16 protein-coding genes are annotated in these 18,400 nt (G+C 72.3%); 12 read left to right on the top strand and 4 right to left on the bottom strand.

The window, feature by feature from the left end; genetic code table 11:
• Positions 1-120: 120 nt before the first annotated feature.
• The 3 genes from ACZ32T_RS00655 to dapD all read left to right on the top strand — a co-directional run bounded on the left by ACZ32T_RS00655 (position 121) and on the right by dapD (position 2,146).
• Positions 121-441, top strand: coding sequence for a DMT family transporter (locus ACZ32T_RS00655; RefSeq protein ID WP_467267423.1), 321 nt, complete (start codon positions 121-123; stop codon positions 439-441).
• Positions 441-989 carry a TetR/AcrR family transcriptional regulator gene (locus tag ACZ32T_RS00650; RefSeq protein WP_467267425.1) on the top strand — a complete coding sequence of 183 codons (549 nt, stop codon included), beginning with the start codon at positions 441-443 and terminating at the stop codon, positions 987-989. The genes ACZ32T_RS00655 and ACZ32T_RS00650 overlap by 1 nt, the downstream gene beginning before the upstream one ends.
• Positions 990-1,147: 158 nt before the next feature.
• On the top strand, positions 1,148-2,146 hold the full coding sequence (dapD, locus tag ACZ32T_RS00645; RefSeq protein WP_467364676.1) for a 2,3,4,5-tetrahydropyridine-2,6-dicarboxylate N-succinyltransferase: 999 nt from the start codon (positions 1,148-1,150) through the stop codon (positions 2,144-2,146).
• On the opposite strand, the gene dapA is transcribed toward dapD, so the two are convergent.
• On the bottom strand, positions 2,143-3,030 hold the full coding sequence (gene dapA / locus ACZ32T_RS00640; RefSeq protein WP_467364674.1) for a 4-hydroxy-tetrahydrodipicolinate synthase: 888 nt from the start codon (positions 3,028-3,030) through the stop codon (positions 2,143-2,145). The two genes, dapD and dapA, sit on opposite strands and share 4 nt — an antisense overlap.
• Before the next feature lie 141 nt (positions 3,031-3,171).
• Between dapA and ACZ32T_RS00635 the strand changes: the two genes are divergently transcribed.
• From ACZ32T_RS00635 to ACZ32T_RS00605, 7 genes are all read left to right on the top strand, one after another.
• The gene (locus tag ACZ32T_RS00635; RefSeq protein WP_467267431.1) at positions 3,172-3,831 is read left to right on the top strand and encodes a DUF4232 domain-containing protein; all 660 of its coding nucleotides are present in this window, start codon (positions 3,172-3,174) and stop codon (positions 3,829-3,831) included.
• An 82-nt stretch (positions 3,832-3,913) separates the two neighbouring features.
• The gene (locus ACZ32T_RS00630) at positions 3,914-4,621 is read left to right on the top strand and encodes an antibiotic biosynthesis monooxygenase (protein WP_467364672.1); all 708 of its coding nucleotides are present in this window, start codon (positions 3,914-3,916) and stop codon (positions 4,619-4,621) included.
• Positions 4,622-4,738: 117 nt separating this feature from the next.
• Complete coding sequence (locus tag ACZ32T_RS00625) at positions 4,739-6,211, top strand: hypothetical protein (protein ID WP_467267435.1); 1,473 nt, start codon at positions 4,739-4,741, stop codon at positions 6,209-6,211.
• A 158-nt stretch (positions 6,212-6,369) separates the two neighbouring features.
• Complete coding sequence (locus ACZ32T_RS00620) at positions 6,370-8,688, top strand: esterase-like activity of phytase family protein (RefSeq protein WP_467364670.1); 2,319 nt, start codon at positions 6,370-6,372, stop codon at positions 8,686-8,688.
• 244 nt (positions 8,689-8,932) lie between these two features.
• Complete coding sequence (locus tag ACZ32T_RS00615; RefSeq protein ID WP_467267439.1) at positions 8,933-10,399, top strand: alkaline phosphatase PhoX; 1,467 nt, start codon at positions 8,933-8,935, stop codon at positions 10,397-10,399.
• A gap of 339 nt (positions 10,400-10,738) precedes the next feature.
• Positions 10,739-12,319: a TROVE domain-containing protein gene (locus tag ACZ32T_RS00610; protein WP_467364668.1), complete on the top strand. Its 1,581-nt coding sequence runs from the start codon at positions 10,739-10,741 to the stop codon at positions 12,317-12,319.
• A 79-nt stretch (positions 12,320-12,398) separates the two neighbouring features.
• Positions 12,399-12,629, top strand: a complete 231-nt coding sequence (locus tag ACZ32T_RS00605; RefSeq protein WP_014156926.1) for a hypothetical protein — start codon at positions 12,399-12,401, stop codon at positions 12,627-12,629.
• A gap of 109 nt (positions 12,630-12,738) precedes the next feature.
• Here the strand turns inward: ACZ32T_RS00605 and ACZ32T_RS00600 are convergent, their stop codons facing one another.
• The 3 genes from ACZ32T_RS00600 to ACZ32T_RS00590 all read right to left on the bottom strand — a co-directional run bounded on the left by ACZ32T_RS00600 (position 12,739) and on the right by ACZ32T_RS00590 (position 15,711).
• A complete protein-coding gene (locus ACZ32T_RS00600) occupies positions 12,739-13,953 on the bottom strand; it encodes a TerD family protein (protein WP_467364666.1) in 1,215 nt (404 codons plus the stop codon).
• 235 nt (positions 13,954-14,188) lie between these two features.
• The gene (locus ACZ32T_RS00595) at positions 14,189-14,761 is read right to left on the bottom strand and encodes a peptidoglycan-binding domain-containing protein (protein ID WP_467267445.1); all 573 of its coding nucleotides are present in this window, start codon (positions 14,759-14,761) and stop codon (positions 14,189-14,191) included.
• A gap of 140 nt (positions 14,762-14,901) precedes the next feature.
• Positions 14,902-15,711, bottom strand: coding sequence for an NAD-dependent epimerase/dehydratase family protein (locus ACZ32T_RS00590; RefSeq protein WP_356712048.1), 810 nt, complete (start codon positions 15,709-15,711; stop codon positions 14,902-14,904).
• A 342-nt stretch (positions 15,712-16,053) separates the two neighbouring features.
• Here ACZ32T_RS00590 and ACZ32T_RS00585 point away from each other — a divergent pair, with 342 nt between their 5' ends.
• Both ACZ32T_RS00585 and ACZ32T_RS00580 read left to right on the top strand, forming a co-directional pair.
• On the top strand, positions 16,054-17,013 hold the full coding sequence (locus tag ACZ32T_RS00585; protein WP_467364665.1) for a 5-dehydro-4-deoxyglucarate dehydratase: 960 nt from the start codon (positions 16,054-16,056) through the stop codon (positions 17,011-17,013).
• The gene (locus ACZ32T_RS00580) at positions 17,010-18,194 is read left to right on the top strand and encodes a hypothetical protein (protein ID WP_467364664.1); all 1,185 of its coding nucleotides are present in this window, start codon (positions 17,010-17,012) and stop codon (positions 18,192-18,194) included. Before ACZ32T_RS00585 ends, ACZ32T_RS00580 begins: the two co-directional genes overlap by 4 nt.
• Positions 18,195-18,400: the final 206 nt, after the last annotated feature.

Below are 18,400 nucleotides of genomic sequence, written 5' to 3'. Positions count from 1 at the left end.
GGTCCTACCGGTGCGGACACCGTAGCGCCCCGGTGTGCCCTCGAATCCCTTCCTGGCCGGTCACGAGTGGGTGCACCGCTTTGTGTACGGCTGTACGCATCGTTGTGTACGCTTGTACGCATGGGATACGGAATGCTGGCCGCGGCCATAGCGGCGGAGGTGGCCGGGACGACGGCCATGAAGTACAGCGAGGGGTTCACCAGGCTGTGGCCCTCACTCATCACCGTCGTCGGCTATGTCCTGGCCTTCGCGCTGCTGGCCCAGACCCTCAAGACGCTGTCGATCGGCACCGCCTACGCCATCTGGGCGGGGGCGGGCACCGCGGCCGTCGCCGCCATCGGCATCCTCTGGATGGGGGAGTCCGCGGGTTTCGTCAAGCTGGCGGGCATCGCGCTGGTCATCGCGGGGGTCGTCGTCCTCAATCTCGGAGGAGCCCACTGATGGTCCGGCGGTACGACCCCGAGCGGCGTGAGCGCATCATCGACGCGGCCATCCGTGTCGTCGCGGACCGGGGTATCGGCGGGCTCAGCCACCGCACCGTGGCAGCGGAGGCCGATGTGCCTCTCGGCTCGACGACGTATCACTTCGGCTCGCTCGACGAGCTGTTGGTCGCCGCTCTGCGCCGGTGCAACGAGAGCTTCGCCCGGACGGTGCGGGAGAGTCCGCACTTCGCCGACCCCGAGGTCCCGCTGGCCGACGAGCTGACCCGGCTGCTGGGGGAGTGGTTCGCCGCGGGGCCCGGGCCGCTGGCGCTGGAGTACGAGCTGTACCTCGCGGCCCTCCGCAGGCCCGCTCTGCGGCCGGTCGCCGCCGAGTGGGCCGACGCCCTGGCCGTGCTGATCGCCGACCGCACGGACCGGGCCACCGCGCGGGCGCTCACGGCGCTGCTGGACGGGATCAGTCTCCAGGTGCTGCTCACCGGCGGTGACTTCGACCCGGAGTACACCAGGGAGATGCTGGCCAGGGTCGTGGACGGTGCGTGCCGCTGAACACCTGCCGGGCGGTGCCCCGCCGGCGCGCACCTTCCCCCGTCCGGGCCGCGGGGGGTGAGCGGTGCGGGACCCGGCCCCCCGTCCCGGCGGGCGGACACGCTCCGGCAACTGAGACCGGTTCGCCCGCGCGGGGCTCGGCCGGTTAGGTTCTGTCCATGACCGACACGACTTCCCAGGGCTCCGCCCGCACCACCGGCGCCGTCGCCGCCGGCCTCGCCACCATCGCCGGTGACGGCACCGTCCTCGACACCTGGTTCCCCGCCCCCGAGCTCGCCACCGAGCCCGGCCCGGCCGGGACGCAGCGCCTGAGCCCCGAGGAGGCGGTGAACCGTCTCGGCGACGGCGCGGCCAAGGCCATCGGCGTGGACGCGCGCCGCGGCGTGGAGATCGTCGCCGTGTCCACGGTCATCTCCTCACTGGACGACAAGCCGCTCGACGCGCACGACACCTATCTGCGGCTGCACCTGCTCTCGCACCGCCTCGTGCAGCCCCACGGGCAGAACCTCGACGGCATCTTCGGCTTCCTCGCCAACGTCGCCTGGACCTCGCTGGGCCCCGTGGCCGTCGACGACCTGGAGAGGGTCCGGCTCAACGCCCGCGCCGAGGGCCTGCACCTCCAGGTCACCTCGGTGGACAAGTTCCCCCGGATGACGGACTACGTCGCGCCCAAGGGCGTGCGGATCGCCGACGCCGACCGGGTGCGGCTCGGGGCCCACCTGGCCTCCGGCACGACCGTGATGCACGAGGGCTTCGTCAACTTCAACGCGGGCACCCTCGGCACCTCCATGGTCGAGGGCCGCATCTCCGCGGGCGTCGTCGTCGGCGACGGCTCCGACATCGGCGGCGGCGCGTCCACCATGGGCACGCTGTCCGGCGGCGGCAAGGAGCGCATCGCCATCGGGCAGCGCTGCCTGATCGGCGCCGAGGCGGGCATCGGGATCGCGCTCGGCGACGAGTGCGTCGTCGAGGCCGGGCTGTACGTCACGGCCGGCACCCGGATCACGATGCCCGACGGCCAGGTCGTCAAGGCCCGCGAGCTCTCCGGCGCCTCGAACATCCTCTTCCGCCGCAACTCGGTCACCGGCGCCGTCGAGGCCCGCCCGAACAACGCGGTCTGGGACGGGCTCAACGACGTACTGCACAGCAACGACTAGTCCGTAGCGGCGAGGAGTTCCTCGTACACCCCGCGCAGCCCGTCGACCGCCTCGCGGTCGGCGGGCTGCAGCGGTTCGCGGACCGGGCCCGCGTCCAGCAGCGCCTTCGCCGTGACCGTGCCGGGCAGGCCGGCGGCCATCATGGCCTCGATCAGAGGGGTGGTGAGCCCGTTGAGACGGGCCGCCTCCGCGGTGTCGCCGGCGTCGAACGCGTCCAGCACGGCCCGCATCTGACGCGGGGCGGCGTTGGCGACCGTGCTCACATAGCCGGCGCCGCCGAGCGCGTACAGCGGAAGGTTCAGCTCCTCGCACCCCGAGTAGTAGGCCAGCGAGGTCCGGGCCATCACCTTGGCGGCGGCGAGCAGGTCGTACGAACAGTCCTTGACCGCCACGACGCGCGGGTGTCCGGCCAGACGGAGCATCGTCGCCGGTTCGATCCTCGTCCCGGTGCGGCCCGGGATGTCGTACAGCATCAGCCCGATGCCCGTGGCCTCCGCGACCCGGAGGAAGTGCGCCTCCACAGCGGCCTGCGGGGGGCGGCTGTAGTACGGCGTCACCACCAGCAGCCCGTCGGCTCCCGCGGCCTCGGCCTCCCGCGCGAGCCGGACCGTGTGCCGGGTGTCGGAACTGCCCACGCCCGCGACGAGCGGCACGGAGACGCCGACCGCCTCCCGGACGGCACGCAGCAGCGCGGTCTTCTCCTCGTCCGTCGTGGTCGGTGACTCGCCGGTGGTGCCGCTGAGCACGAGACCGTCGCAGCCGTCCGCGACGAGACCGGCGGCGTGACGGCGGGCGGCGTCCAGGTCCAGGTCACCGGCGGCGGTGAACGGGGTGATCATGGCGCAGAGGGCGCGGCCGAAGGGCCTGGCCGTGTGGGATGTCATGTCCGCAGTCTCGGCCGCCGGTGCGCGCGGGTCCACTTAGTTCTGCTTGGGGTCCGGGGCAAGAGACGCTGAACGGTGGGGCCGCCGTCTGGCATGATCGAACGCGGTTGCGACGGACCGTCCCGGGGGTGGGTGCAGGGCATGCGCGTACGGAGAACGATCTCGGCCGCCGTGCTCGCGGCGGCCGCGCTCACGCTGTCCGGCTGTGCCGGCTTCCTCGTCCCCGCGGGCGAGGGGGAGCCGGTCCCCTCGCCGGGCCCCACCCGTACGACGCGGCCGACGGGCACCGGGCCCGCGCCGGGCGCAGAGTCCGCCCCGGGCGCCGGGGCGACGAGCGACGCCCCCGCGCAGGGAGCGCCCACCACCGTCGCCCCGGCCGCCGGCTGCCCCGCCTCCGGAGTGGTCGTGGAGATGGGCCCCGTACAGACGGCGATGTTCCACCGCGCCGTCGTCCTCACGCTCACCAACTGCGGGAAGCGTCCCTACCGCGTCCACGGCTACCCGTCCGTCCGGGCGCTGGGTGACGAAGGTGAACGCATCCCCGTGCCCGTGAACGCGGGCGGGTCGATGTTCGGCAACGACGAGGGGCCCGAGGAGGTCATGCTGAAGCCCGGTGCGAGCGTCACATCGACCCTGGCCTGGGTCTCCACCAAGGAGGGTGGTGACCTCATCGAGGGCGACGCCCTGGAGATATCCGCCGCCCCGGACACCGGGGCACGCGTCTTTCCGCTGGAGGGCCACGACATACGCCTCATGGACGAGCTGAACACGACGGCCTGGCGTGCGGGAGCGACCGGATGAACGGCCTTGACCTCAAGCGCACTTGACGTACGAGGGTGGTGGTCGGAGGCGCACCGCGTGGTGCGCCGGAGAGGATCACGCCATGCCTGCCGTGCAGTTCAACTCCCGCCCTGAGCTGACCCGTTCCGACGCGGGGATCGTCAAGGTCAGCACCTGGGAGGTCGGCACCCCCGAACGGCAGCTCCGGACGGTCGAGGCCGTCCGTGCCGCCTGGGCGACCCGCGAGTGGCCGCACCCCGGGCTCCTCTCGTACACCGTGCACACCGGGGAGGACGGGAAGACGCTGCTCCACTACTCGCAGTGGGCCGACGAATCCGTCTACCGGGAATTCGTCCGCACGGGCCGTGACGAGCGTGTCACCGAGATCGACGCGGCGGTGCCCGGCATCGAGCGGCTCGGGCTGCACACGTTCGAGCTGTACCGCTCGGGGCTCCTGGGGGGCGACACCCGTGACCCGGGGTGCGTGGTGATCGTGGACGTCGAGTTCGCGGGACCGGACCCCGCCCGCCAACGGGACTGGGTGGACGGCGTGTTCGAGGCCCTGCAAACCGATCCGGAGCCGGCACCCGGCGGCATCTCCGCCCACTTCCACGTCGGTACGGCGGGCGACCGGGTGCTCAACTACGCCGAGTGGGAGACCGCGCAGGCGCACATCGACGCGCTCACGTCGGGCGGAGAAGGCATCGGAACCCTTACGCCGCAGTGGAAGCGGGTCCAGAACTATCCGGGCGTGACCGGTGGCGGCGTCCACCGCTACACAACCGCGCTCAGCCTCGCGTCCGGCCTGTAGTGGAACCGGGCGGCTCGGGACGAAATGCGTCTAGGCTGGAGGGCGGCCAAGGCCCCGTACGCACCGGGGCCGGGCCCCTCGCACACAGCCCGCGCACGCCCCGAGGAGAATCCCCTGATGTCCGCAGAGCGCCCCTCCCTGCCGCCTGTGCGGCTGCACACCGAGGCCGAGCTGGCACGGGACGCGCTGGCCGCTCCGCTGCTCGCCCGCGCCGCCCGCCTCGCCCGCTGGGCGGGGCCCGCCACCCGGGTCGGCGCCGGTGGTGAGCTCGTCGAGGCGCAGCTGCCGGAGGCCGCACGGCACCTCGGGCTCGACGACGACGAGGACGGCGCCGCCCACGCCAGTGAGGCCTGGCGCCTCGCAGTCGACACCGGACTCGTCGACTTCGAGGACCCGCAGGACGCGGACGGGACGGGGGAGGGCGACGCGGAGGGCACGGTCACGGCCGGCGAGAACCTGGCGCTGCTGACCTCCGGATCCCCGCAGGACGTCCTCGCGATCTGGCTCGACGGGCTGGAGGCCGTGCACGCGGACGCCACCGCCCCGGCCTTCGACGACTTCGCCGATCTCATCGGCGAGGACGGCAGCGTCGACTTCGACGCCCTGGACTGGGACCCGGAGGAGGAGGCCGACTTCCTCGACGGGGTGCTCGGCAACCTCTATCTGCTGACCCTCTCGGAGGCCGGGCCCGCCGACGGCCCCGTGCCGCTGCCGGCCCTCGCCGCGTCCGTGGTGGTGCCCGACGACATGGGGGAGCCCACCGACGACGTCCTCGAGCAGGTGTCCGAGGCGATGATGCGGCTGGACGACCAGTTCCGGGTCCTCGAACCCATCGGGATCGTCGAGTACCGGCCGGTGGACGAGACGTTGCTGACCGAGGAGGGCGAGGAGGCGACACCGCCCGCGGACGACGAGGACGTCACCCGCTACGGCATGGTGAAGCTGACCCCGCTCGGCCTCTACGGCATCCGGGAGCGGATGCTGGAGGCCGGCGTGGACGCCCCCGCCGTCGGTGACCTCGTCGGCAAGGGGGCCGACGCCCTCCTCGACGGCATCGCGTACTACCCCGAGGAGGCCGCGCGCACCGAGGTCGGTCTCTGGCTCGGCCGGCGCGGAGCCGAGGGGGCACAGGCCGCCGCGGTGGAGCTCCTGGACGCGGCACGCGGCGACGACCGGCGCGCACCGCTGCGCAGGCTCCACTGCCAGCAGGCCCTCGCGCTGGTCGGCCCGGAGGCCGAGCCCGCCGTGCGCGCGGTGCTCGGTGATCCTGAGCTCGGCGGTCTCGCGCGGGTCTGGCTCGCGGAGCGCGGCGCGGCGGATGTGCCGGCACCGCCGGAGTCGATGATCTTCTGGCTGGCCGTGGACACGATCGCCGCCCAACTGGACGCCGACGGAGACCTGGACGAGCTCCAGGAGCTGGTCGAAGGGCTCTCCGGGCAGCACAGCGGCTTCTTCGACGAGGCATGGCGGGTGGAGCACCCGGCGACCGCCGAGGTCCTGGAGGCGATGGGCCGCCTCCACAGCGACCGCGGCGCCGCGAAGGCCGCCCGCAAGGCGGCGTACAAGGCGCGGTCGCGGCACCCGAGCTGACGCGCGCGGATCCGGCACGGCCGCGGCGGAAGTGCTGCCGCGGCCCGTCGGTCTCCGGCGATGTGCCTGATCTTCCCCGTCCGTTCACCGAGCCGCCCATCGGCCATGGTTCACGGCTGCGAGCATCCGGTCTCCCAGTGCACCGAACCGGAGGAACGATGCTCCCGAAGAGAACCTGTGCCGCACTCGCGGTCCTGGCCGTGACCGCGGGCACCCTGGCGGGCGCAGGTGTGGCGAACGCGGGTCAGACGCACGGCGGGGACCGCGGACGGAAACCCCTGGCCTTCGAACGCGCCGCGACCTACCCCGTGTTCCAGAACCGGCCGGCCGGTGAGGATGCCGCGGATCAGACCGTCGCCGAGATCTCCGCGACCAGCGAGGACGGCCGCACACTCGTCTACACGGACGCCGCGGCCAGGCGGATCGGCTTCCTCGACATCAGCGACGCCGGCCGGCCGGAGGGACTCGGCACGCTCTCCCTGGCCGGACCGGGCGACGCCGAGGACGAGCCCACCTCGGTCTCGGTGGTCGGCCGTCACGTCCTCGTCGTCGTGAACACCAGCGCGAGCAACAGCCGGCCGTCCGGACGCCTCGACGTCATCTCGCTGGCCACCCGCGAGCGGGTGGCCAGCCACGACCTGGGCGGCCAGCCCGACTCGATCGCGGTCAGCAAGGACGAGCGGTACGCCGCCGTCGCCATCGAGAACGAGCGCGACGAGGAGGCCACCCCGCCCGGCGGCGAGGAGGGCGACCTCCCGCAGGCACCCGCCGGGTCCGTCCGGATCGTCGACCTCGAGGGTCCCTCGCCCGCCCGGTGGACCACCCGCGCGGTGCCGCTCACCCGGGCGGACGGCTCCGCGCTGCCCCTGCTCACGGCCGCCGGAATCACCGAACCCACCGACCCGGAGCCGGAGTACGTCTCCGTCAACAGCCGGGGCCAGCTCGCCGTGACCCTCCAGGAGAACAACGGCGTCGTCATGATCGACCTCGCGTCGGGGCGTCTCACCAAGGCGTTCAGCGCCGGCACGGCATCCGTCGACGGCGTCGACACCGTCGAGGACGGCGTCATCGACCGGACCGGATCCCTCACCGACGTGCCGCGCGAACCGGACGCCCTCGGCTGGATCGACGACCGCTACCTGGCCACCGCCAACGAGGGCGACTGGAAGGGCGGCACCCGGGGCTGGACCGTCTTCGACAGCCGTACCGGCAAGGTGGCCTGGGACGCGGGCAACGGCTTCGAGCACATCGCGGCGCGCCACGGCCTGCTGAACGAGGACCGCTCCGAGAACAAGGGCACCGAGCCCGAAGGGCTGGCCGTCGCCACCTACGACGGGGTGCGCTACGCCTTCGTGGGCTCCGAGCGCAGCAACTTCGTCGCCGTGTACGACGTCAGCAAGCCCACCAGGCCGGTCTTCAGACAGGTGCTGCCGGCCACCAACGGCCCCGAAGGCCTGCTGCCCATCCCCTCACGCGGACTGCTCGCGGTCTCCAGCGAGGAGGACGACGCCGAGGCCGGGGTGCGCGCCTCGGTGAGCCTGTTCGAGCTGGGCAGGGGTACGCCCTCCTTCCCCTCGCTGGTCTCGGGCCCGGACTCCACCGGCGCCCCCATCGGATGGGGCGCGCTCGGCGCGCTGTCGGCCGTGCCGGGCCGCGCCGACGAGCTGTACACCGTCACCGACGCGGCGTACTCCACCACCCGTGTCCTGACGATCGACGCGGACCGCGAACCGGCCGTCATCACGCGCGAGCTGACCGTCAAGGACGCCGCGGGCAAGCCCGTCGGCTACGACGCCGAAGGCATCCACGCCCGCCCGCAGGGCGGCTTCTGGCTGGCCGTCGAGGGCAGGACGGGCGCCGGCAACCAGCTGGTGCGCCTGGACCGCCACGGCGTCACCCGGCAGGTCGTCCCGCTCCCGTCCGACGTCGCCTCGGGCCTCGGCCCCCAGGGCTTCGAGGGCGTCACCGCCACCACGGACCGCGACGGCCGTGAGATCGTCTGGGCGGCCCTTCAGCGCCAGGTCGCGACCGACCCGGACGGCGTCGTCCGGCTCGGCCGCTACGACGTCCGGGCAGGCACCTGGAGCTGGTACGGCTACCGGCTCGGCACCACCACCACGCCCGGCGACTGGATCGGCCTGTCCGAGATCACCGTGGCGGGGAACAGGCTCGCCGTCATCGAGCGCGACAAGCTGAACGGCCCCGCCGCCGAGGTCAAGCGGATCTACACGGTCGGCCTGCCGAGGACCGCGGGCCCGGACGGCGAGCTCACCGTCCTGCCCAAGACCCTCGCCCACGACGTGCTGCCGGACCTGCGGGCCACGAAGGGCTGGACACAGGAGAAGCTCGAAGGACTCACCGTGGCGGGCAACGGCCGCGTCTACGCCGTCACCGACAACGACGGCCTGAGCGACTCCACGGGGGAGACGGCCCTCCTCGACCTCGGGACCGCCCGCAAGGTCCTCGGCCGCGGCTGATCCGTTCGCAGGCCGCCTCCACGCCCCGCGCCGGAGGCGGCCGGCTCGGACCGGCGTTTTCCGGCCAGGCACCACCGGCCGCGGCCGGTCGCGGCCGCGCCGTTGGGCGGGTTTGTCCTGGGACGGAAACCGGGTTGGGACACAGGACCCCGGTGCGCCCGATGGAGTTCAGCTGGTGTTGGTGCGGGGGAGGGAACGTGATCACGCCAACCCACCCGGCCACGCAGCACCAGGAGAGCCCGCCATGCCGATCACTCGCAGGGAATTCAGCAGACAGTCCGCCCTCACCGGCGCGGGGATAGCCCTGACCGGTGCCGTCGGCGCCCTGGCCACGGCACCCGGCGCCCTGGCCGCCGATGACTCGCGGCACGGCCACGGCGACGACGACAAGGGCCACGGCCACGGCCACGGCAAGGAGCTGGGCTACGGCCCGCTGATCGACGACCCGAAGGGCATCCTCGCGCTGCCCGCCGGATTCTCGTACCGCGTCATCACCCACAGCGGGGTCACCAAGCTGGAGACCGGCGAGCCGACCCCCTCCAACCATGACGGCACCGCCGCCTTCGAGGGTGCCCGCGGTGTCACTCTCCTGGTCAACAACCACGAGCTCTCCGGCACCCGGGCCGGCTGGGAGTACCCCGTACCGCTCACCGAGGGCCTCGTCTACGACCCGGTCGCGGCCGGCGGCTGCACCGTCGTGGAGACCCGCCGCGACGGCCGTACCGCCGAGTGGGTCGGCATCGCCGGCACGTCGACCAACTGCGCCGGCGGCAGCACCGCGTGGGGCACCTGGCTCACCTGCGAGGAGACCGAGGACAAGGCCGGGAAGAACGGCCTGCTCAAGGACCACGGCTACGTCTTCGAGGTCGACCCGTACGACAAGCGCGCCAACCGCGACCCGCGCCCCATCAAGGCGTTCGGCCGGTACGCCCACGAGGCCGTCGTCATCGACCCGAAGCGCGGCCACGCCTACCTGACCGAGGACGCGTCCGGCCCCAACGGCCTGCTCTACCGCTGGGTCCCGCCGCACGGCTTCAAGCACGGGCGCGGGAAGCTGCGCACGCTCGCCGACGACGCGGGTGTCCTCCAGGCCACGAAGTGCTACGACAAGAGGGGCGCGTTCGTCGACGACCTGTCCCGCGCCACGGAGATCGGCACCGTCTACGGCGTGGACTGGGTCGACGTACCCGACCGGGACGCGAAGACCGTCTCCGTGCGCAAGCAGTTCACCGACACGCAGGTGACCCGCGCCCGCAAGCTCGAAGGCATGTGGTGGGGCGACGGCGGCGCCTACTTCGTCTCCTCGTTCGCCCGGGACGAGAGCCCCGTGGCCCACGACGGCCAGGTCTGGTTCTACGACCCCAAGCGCCGCACGGTCACCCTCAAGGTCCTTCTCGGCGTCAACGCCGACCCGTCCGTGGACGGAGCCTTCGACGGCCCGGACAACATCACCGTGTCCCCGTACGGCGGCATCGTCATCTCCGAGGACGGCAACGGGATCCAGCACCTCTTCGGCGCGACCGACAGCGGCCGCACCTACCCGATCGCGCGCAACGACCTCAACGCAGGCACGGAGGAGGACCCCTCCTACAGCGAGATCGCCGGGGTCACCTTCTCCCCGGACGGGAAGACGCTGTTCGCCAACATCCAGACCCCGGGCATCATGCTCGCCATCACGGGACCGTGGAAGCGTCAGCCGAACAAGTACTGACACACCCGCCTGTGCGGCGCGCGGGGAAAAAGCCCTCGCGCGCCGCACAGGCGTTCTCCTAGAGTCGGGGCCACGCACCTCCCGGTGCGAAGGCAGCGGCTACTTCCTTTCCCGAAATCACGCCGCGGCCGTCCTGATCTCGGGAGGCACGAGCGCCGGGGTGCCCGGTGCGCAGGCGACGGATACTTCTTGGATCTGACGGTTGCGGGTTCGAGTCCCGCCCGGCCTCGGCCGGTAGCTCAAGTGGATAGAGCATCGGACTGGCACCGTCGCCGACTCCTGATCTCGGGCACCCCTTCTTCGCTGTGCCCTCCTCCATGAATGCGGGGGAATTCACCGATGGCACGCTTCAACACCCGCTCCGCCCGGCCCCGCGTCACCTCGCCCGTTCAGTCCGCCGGGCACACCGCGCGCAACCACCAGGGCGCCGTGGGGCGTCTCCGGGACGGCAGGTCCGAACTTTATCTGCTCGCCGTCGCCAACTTCGTGTCGCAGGAAACCTTTTACGAGGACGGCGAAGGACGCGACACCCGCTTCGCCACGCTGGTGCGGACGCTCGCCGTCGAGGACCCGGAGTGGACCGCGGGGCTGCTGCGCTGGCTGCGCACCGAGGGCCGGATGCGTACGGCGTCGGTCGTCGGCGCCGCCGAATACGTGAAGGCGCGGCTCGAGGCCGGCGCTGAGGACGGCCCGTCCAACCGGCAGGTCGTCGACTCCGTGCTGCTGCGCGCGGACGAGCCCGGTGAACTGCTCGGATACTGGACCTCACGGTACGGCCGGGCCGTGCCCAAGCCGGTCAAGCGCGGGACAGCCGACGCCGTACGCCGGCTCTACAGCGGCAGGACGCTGCTGAAGTACGACACGGCGTCCAAGGGCTACCGCTTCGGCGACGTACTCAACCTGGTGCATGCCGCGCCCGACCCCGCCAAGCCGTGGCAGGGGGACCTGTTCCGGTACGCCCTGGACCGCAGGCACCACCCCGAGGACGCCGAGCCGCCAGCGTCGGACCGGACGCTGACCGCCCACCGGGCGCTGATGGCGCTGCCGGTCGCCGAGCGCCGCGCCGTGGTCACCGGGCCGGGCGGCGCGGACCGGCTGGCGGAGGCGGGCATGACCTGGGAGGCGCTGGCGGGCTGGCTGCAGGGGCCGATGGACGCCGCGGCCTGGGAGGCCGTGATCCCGTCCATGGGCGCGATGGCGCTCGTGCGGAACCTGCGCAACTTCGACGAGGCGGGCGTGTCGGACGAGGCCGCGGCCGGGGTGGCGGCGAGGATCAGCGACCCGGAGGCGGTCGCCGCCTCGCGGCAGTTCCCCTTCCGCTACCTCGCGGCGTACCAGCACGCGCCGTCGCTGCGGTGGGCCTACCCGCTGGAGCAGGCGCTCGGGCACTCGCTGGGCCATGTCCCCGCGCTGCCCGGCCGCACCCTGGTGCTCGTCGACCGGTCCGGCTCGATGTGGTCGCCGCTCTCCGACCGCTCGCTCCTGAACCGGGCCGACGCCGCGGCGGTCTTCGGCGCGGCACTGGCGCTGCGGGCCGCGGACGCCGACCTGGTGCAGTTCGGCACGGGCAGCCGGGAGGTGGAGTGCCGCAAGGGTGAGTCCGTGCTGAAGATCCTGGAGCGCTTCGGCGACCTGGGCGGCACCAACACCGTGCAGGCGGTCCGCAAGCACTACCGAGGGCACGACCGGGTGCTGATCGTCACCGACGAGCAGGCCTCGTTCACCCACTACGGGGATGCCACCGAGGGAATCCCCGCGGAGGTGCCCGTCTACACCTGGAACCTCGCCGGATACCGGGTCGGGCACGCGCCGTCGGGAAGCGAGAACCGCCACACCTTCGGGGGGCTTTCCGACGCGGCGTTCCGCATGGTGCCCTTGCTGGAAGCGGGCAGGAGCGCGGACTGGCCCTGGAACCGCTGATTACGAATGCGGCACTACTGCCCGCTCCGGAGCGGTCGGGCATGGCGTCGGACGCTTACAGGGCGCATACTCGACCGTAATGAAACAGTCAGCCGGTTCCCGGCGTCACCTGCCTTCCAGTCCCTTCAACCGCCCGGCCCAGGCGGCCCCACCGGTCGAATGCTTCGATGTGGGCGACAGGGTGTCGCACGACCAGTTCGGACTCGGCCGAGTCCTCGCTGTCGAGGGCGACAACGACGCAGTGCTCATCGACTTCTCGGGGCGACAGGGGAGGATCCTGAGCCCGTACTCCAAGCTGACCAAGCTCTGAGAGAGCGAACGAGCACGCACCGCGTCCCACCGGACACCGTCCGGACCCGGGGCACCTGAGGGGAGAACCCGCGGGTGCCCCGGAAGCCGTTTCCGGGGGGACGGCGGTGCTACAGCGCCTTCGCGGCGGGCTTGACCATGCCGCGGACGGTCCGGGACTTCACGAACTCGCCCATTCCGGTCATCTCCCACTCGCCGGAGAACTGCTTGATCAGCTTGGCCATCATCACGCCGGTCTGCGGCTCCGCGCCGGTCAGGTCGAAGCGGACCAGCTCCTCGCCGGTGGCCGCGTCGATCAGCCGGCAGTAGGCCTTGGCGACCTCGGTGAACTTCTGGCCGGTGAACGAGTTGACCGTGAAGACCAGACCGGTCGCGTCGGCGGGGATCCGGCCGAGATCGACGACGATCACCTCGTCGTCGCCCGCACCCTCGCCGGTGAGGTTGTCGCCGGAGTGCTTGATCGCGCCGTTCAGGATGGACAGCTTGCCGAAGTAGCAGCTGTCCAGGTGCTTGCGATCGGGGCCGTAGGCGATCACCGAGGCGTCGAGGTCGATGTCCTTGCCGCGGAACGCGGGCTCCCAGCCGAGGCCCATCTTCACCTGCGAGAGCAGCGGCTTGCCGCCCTTGACCAGGGACACGGTCTGGTTCTTCTGGAGGCTGACGCGGCCCTTGTCGAGGTTGATCTTGCCGGAGCCGGCGGGGGCCGGCGGTGCGGGCGGCGCCGCGGGGGCCGGCGGGGCGATCCGCGGGTCGACGGGTGCGGCGGCCGGGGGAGCCACAGGCGGAGCGGCCGGCGGTGCGAGGGGTGCGGCGGCCGGGGCGGGCTCCTCCACCGAGACGCCGAAGTCCGTGGCGATGCCCGCCAGCCCGTTCGCGTAGCCCTGGCCGACCGCGCGGGCCTTCCAGGCGCCGTTGCGCAGGTAGATCTCGATGACCACCAGCGCGGTCTCGCCGCCCAGCTGCGGCGGGGTGAACGTGGCGAGGGCGCTGCCGTCGTCCGCGTTGCGCACGGTGGCGGTGGGCTCCACGCCCTGGAAGGTCTGGCCCGCGGCGTCGGGGCTCGCCGTGACCACGATCTTCTCGATGCCCGGGGGGACCGCGGCGGTGTCCACCACGATCGCGTCGGGCGCCGACCCGCCGCCCGAGCGGTAGGTCACGCCGGGGCCCGAGGGCTGGTTGTAGAAGATGAAGTCGTCGTCGGAGCGCACCTTGCCGTCGGCGGTGAGCAGCAGGCCCGAGACGTCGAGCCGCACCGGGGCGGCGACGTCCACCGCCACGCGGGCGGCGGAGAGAGGGATGTTCGAGCCGGGGGTCATTGCGGTCATGCACGGGGTAACGAACGACCCGGCTTTGCCGTTCCCTTACCTTCGCGGACTTGATCCGTACGGCTCAGCGCCTGCCGCGCGCCCGGTTGCGGGGGTGTTCGCGGGCGGTGCGCTCGTTGCCGTGCCGGTACGCGCCCGTCCAGCGGGCCATGACGAGCGCGGCATGCGGGCATGATGCCCGCATGCCCCGGTCCTGTCGCGTGAACTACCGGTGCCCCCGGCTGCGCGGCAGCCCTCAGTTCACGTCCTGGCAGGTGTGGTAGTCGTAACCCGCCTGGCGCCAGGTGCTCTGACGGTCGAGGAAGAGGTACTTGCCCTCGGTGTTGCGCCTGAAGGACTCGCTGTGGTGCTTGCCGACGTAGCCCAGGTACAGCGTCTCGCCCGGCTCGGTGCTGCCGGACCGCTCGTACATGCCCCGGAACACCGTGCCGGGCTGGTCGATCGCCCTCCTGAGCGTGTCGGGACCGACGATCCCGTCGTCATCCAGTCCCCAGCGCCGCTGAAGACTCCTGGTCGCCTGGTCGGTGCGCGAACCGAAATGCCCGTCGATGCCGGGGAGCTCGAAACGGCTGCCGTCGTCGAGCGTCGCGCCCTCGGCGTAAAGGATCCGCTGCCACATGCAGGCGGCGTTGGAGTCGGGGTGGAGCCAGGTGGACAGAGGGCCCTCGTCGTTGAAGTCGTCTGCCCAGGCGTCGTAACCCCTGATCCACCCGTCGGATGTCGCGGCGGCGGCGGGGCTGGTGCACACGCCGAGGACTCCGACGGAGGCCAGGGCGACGACAGCGGCGGCGATGCGCTTGTGGAGCATCAGGTTTCCTTCCCCTCTGAACGCGCCCCCGGTTCGTCTCCGGGGGCGGGCGGAGCAGAAACTACCGGGCCGTGCCGCCGCCGTGACCCTGCACAGTTACAGGGTCGCAGACGCGACCGTCCGTGCCGCCGGACGCCGGGTCAGTACGGCCAGATCGGCGGGTCCGTGACGAAGTGGCCGCCGATGTGGGCATGGTCGGGGTTCGCCGGATCCAGTTCCCCGTGCTCGGCGACGAGTTTCTCCGCGTACTGCTCGGAGTCGTCCTGCGGCTCGTAGCCGAGGGAGCGGGCCGTCGTCAGGTCCCACCAGAGCCGGGTGTTGTCGGAGGAGCCGTAGACCACCGTGTGCCGCACGTCCTTCGCGGTGAGGGCCGCGTGGAACAGGCGCGCACCGTCGCCGGGGCTCATCCAGACGGACAGCATCCGTACCGACGTCGGCTCCATGAAACAGGAGCCGATCCGCACGGAGACGGTCTCGATGCCGTGCTTGTCCCAGTAGAACTGCGCGAGGTCCTCGCCGAAGGACTTCGACAGACCGTAGAAGGTGTCGGGGCGGCGCGGGGTGTCGACCGGGATCAGCGGGTCACCGGCGACCGGGCGCGGGGTGTAGCCGATCGCGTGGTTCGAGGAGGCGAACACGATGCGCCCGACGCCCTCCTCGCGTGCCGCCTCGTAGAGGTTGTAGGTGCCCTCGATGTTGGAGCGCAGGATCTTGTCGAACGAGGACTCCAGGGAGATGCCCGCCAGGTGGATGACCGCGTCGACGCCCCGTACCGCTTCCCGCAGCGCGGCCTTGTCACCGAGGTCGGCGGTGACGGCGTCCGGTTCGCCCTCGATGGGGGTGACGTCGAAGAGCCGGAGGTCGTAGCCGTACGCGGGCAGCAGACCCCGCATGAGGGTGCCGAGGCCGCCGGCGGCGCCGGTGAGAAGGACGGTGCGCGGAGCTGGCATTCGGGGATCTCCTCGGTGCGGGCGCAGGGCGCGGGCGCGGCGTGCGCGGACGGGGCGATGCGGTGCTGCGCGGGGCGGGCGTGCGGGGCCGCGGGGTGCGCGGGGCACGCCGGAGTCCTGCGACCGCCCGATGCGTCAAATTCATGGGCAGCATTCACATGCGTGGACACGCTAAGAAGTCGCGGCGGACCGCGTCAAGTGTCGCTCGCTCCGGGCTGGTCCGACCCGAGGTCGGGTGTACGCGTCTTGACCGGCGCCGTACGGCTGCCTTAGCGTGGCGGCGTTCAGAGATATGGACACCGATCATAATTGTGCACGACTCAAACTGCACAGGGAGCGCCCGTGACCTCAGCCCCTCTTGCCGCCCGACTCACCGACGTCGCCGGGCCGCTCTTCTTCCCCGTCACCGCCTACGGGCCGGACGGCGCCGTCGACCTCGACGCCTTCCGCGCGCACGTGCGCAAGGGCGTGGACGCCGGTGCCGCGGCCGTCTTCGCCTGCTGCGGCACCGGCGAGTTCCACGCACTGGCCCCGGAGGAGTTCCGGCTCGTCGTCCGTGCGGCCGTCGAGGAGACCGCGGGCCAGGTGCCCGTGGTCGCCGGCGCCGGTTACGGCACCGCGCTCGCGATCCAGTACGCGAAGCTCGCGGAGGAGGCGGGGGCGGACGGGCTCCTCGCCATGCCGCCCTATCTCGTCGTCGCCGGCCAGGAAGGGCTGCTGGCCCACTACACCGCCCTCGCCGCCGCGACCTCGCTGGAGACGGTCGTCTACCAGCGGGACAACGCGGTCTTCACCCCGGAGACCGTCGTGGCCCTGGCCCGGACTCCCGGGATCATCGGCCTCAAGGACGGCTACGGCGACCTCGACCTGATGCAGCGCATCGTCAGCGCCGTACGCACCGGGCTGCCCGGCCAGGACTTCCTGTACTTCAACGGCCTGCCCACGGCGGAGCTCACCGGGCTCGCCTACCGGGGCATCGGCGTCACGCTCTACTCCTCCGCCGTCTTCGCCTTCGCCCCCGACATCGCCCTGGCGTTCTACCGGGCGCTGGACTCCGGTGACGACGACCTGGTCAACGCGCTGCTGGACCACTTCTACCGCCCGCTCGTCGAACTCCGTGCCAAGGGCCACGGCTACGCGGTCTCGCTCGTGAAGGCGGCCGTGCGGCTCGAGGGCCTGGCCGTCGGGACGGTGCGCACCCCGCTCACCGAGCCCCCGGCCGCGCACATCGAGGAGCTGACCTCGATCATCGCCGACGGCCGCGCGCTCCTGGAGAAGTACCGCGCGGGTGAGGCGAAGTGAAGGCCTCGGCGTTCCTGTACCCGTGGGACGTCGTGGGGGATCCGGACGCCCCCGCCCGCCTCGCCGGCCTCGGCGTCCAGCAGGTGACGCTCGCCTCCGCCTACCACTCCACCCGGGCGCTCACCCCGCGCCACCCCGGCCGCCGGATCGTGACCGCCGAGCACGCGGCGGTGCTCTACCCGCCGGACGCCACGCGCTGGGCGGGGCGTGAGCTGCGCCCCTACGCACAGTCCTGGGTGGCGGGGGAGGACCCGTACGCCGAGGCGGCCGAGGCCCTCGCGGGCGCCGGTCTCGAGGTGCACTCCTGGGTGGTCCTCGCGCACAACTCGCGCCTGGGCGCGGAGCATCCGGACACCTCCGTGGTCAACGCCTACGGCGACCGCTACCCCTGGGCGCCGTGTATCGCGCAGCCCGCCGTCCACACCTACCTGGTGGACCTGGCGGCGGAGGCGGCCGTACGCCCCGGAGCGTCGGGCACCGAGCTGGAATCGTGCGGCTGGTACGGCTTCGCCCATCTGCACGCCCACGACAAGACCTCCGGGGTCGCGCTCGGGGACGCGGCGCAGTATCTGATGTCCCTCTGTTTCTGTGCCGACTGCCGGGCCGGCTACGCCTCCGTGGGGCAGGACGCCGAGGAGCTGCGCGCCGCCGTGCGCCACGCGCTGGAAACGGTCTGGGCGGGGTCCGGCTCCGGTGAGCAGGGCTGGGCCGGGGTGGAGAAGCTGCTCGGAGCCGGTTTCGCCGACGCCACCCTGCGCTGGCGCGCCCCCGTGGCCAGAAGGCTCCAGGAGGCCGCTGTCGCCGCCGTACGGGCAGCGGCGCCGGGGCCGGACTTCCAGGTCCTGCTCCACGCCGATCCCGCCTCCTACCGCACCGGGGCCAACGTGGGGGTCGACCCCGCGCACATCCTCTCGACGGCGGACGGCGTCGTGCTGCCCTGCACCGGCGGCGCGACGGCACGCGAGGCCGTTCTCGGGCCGTTCGCGGGGGCGTCCGGGGTGCTGGCGGCCAACTTCAACGTGGTGAGCGGCATGGGCGGAAGCCCCGGCACGCTGGAGCGCGACGCCGCGCACGCGGCCTCGCTCGGCGCGGACGAACTGCGCCTCTACCACGCGGGCCTGGCCTCCGGGCCGGACCTGAGCGCCGTGGCGTCCGCCCTGTCCGCCGTCCGCGGAGGCTGACCCCGGAACGCTCCCACCCTCAGGACCTCAGGTCCCCGGCGTGCGGCCGGGGCCTGAGTCATGTCCGCCCGGAGGTGCGCGGGCCGCCCCCGGAGGGTGCGGTTTTCCACGTTCGCGGAACTTCTTTTGCCAGAAGCGTTGACGAAACATTCCCACCGCTCTAGCTTCATCGCGTCGTACTTCGTACGTCATATATGAGACGCGAT

It is taken from the genome of Streptomyces sp. NPDC023573, from assembly GCF_055559735.1.
Note: the sequence above shows the minus strand (reverse complement) of the source record. Positions and strands in the feature narration are given on the sequence as shown.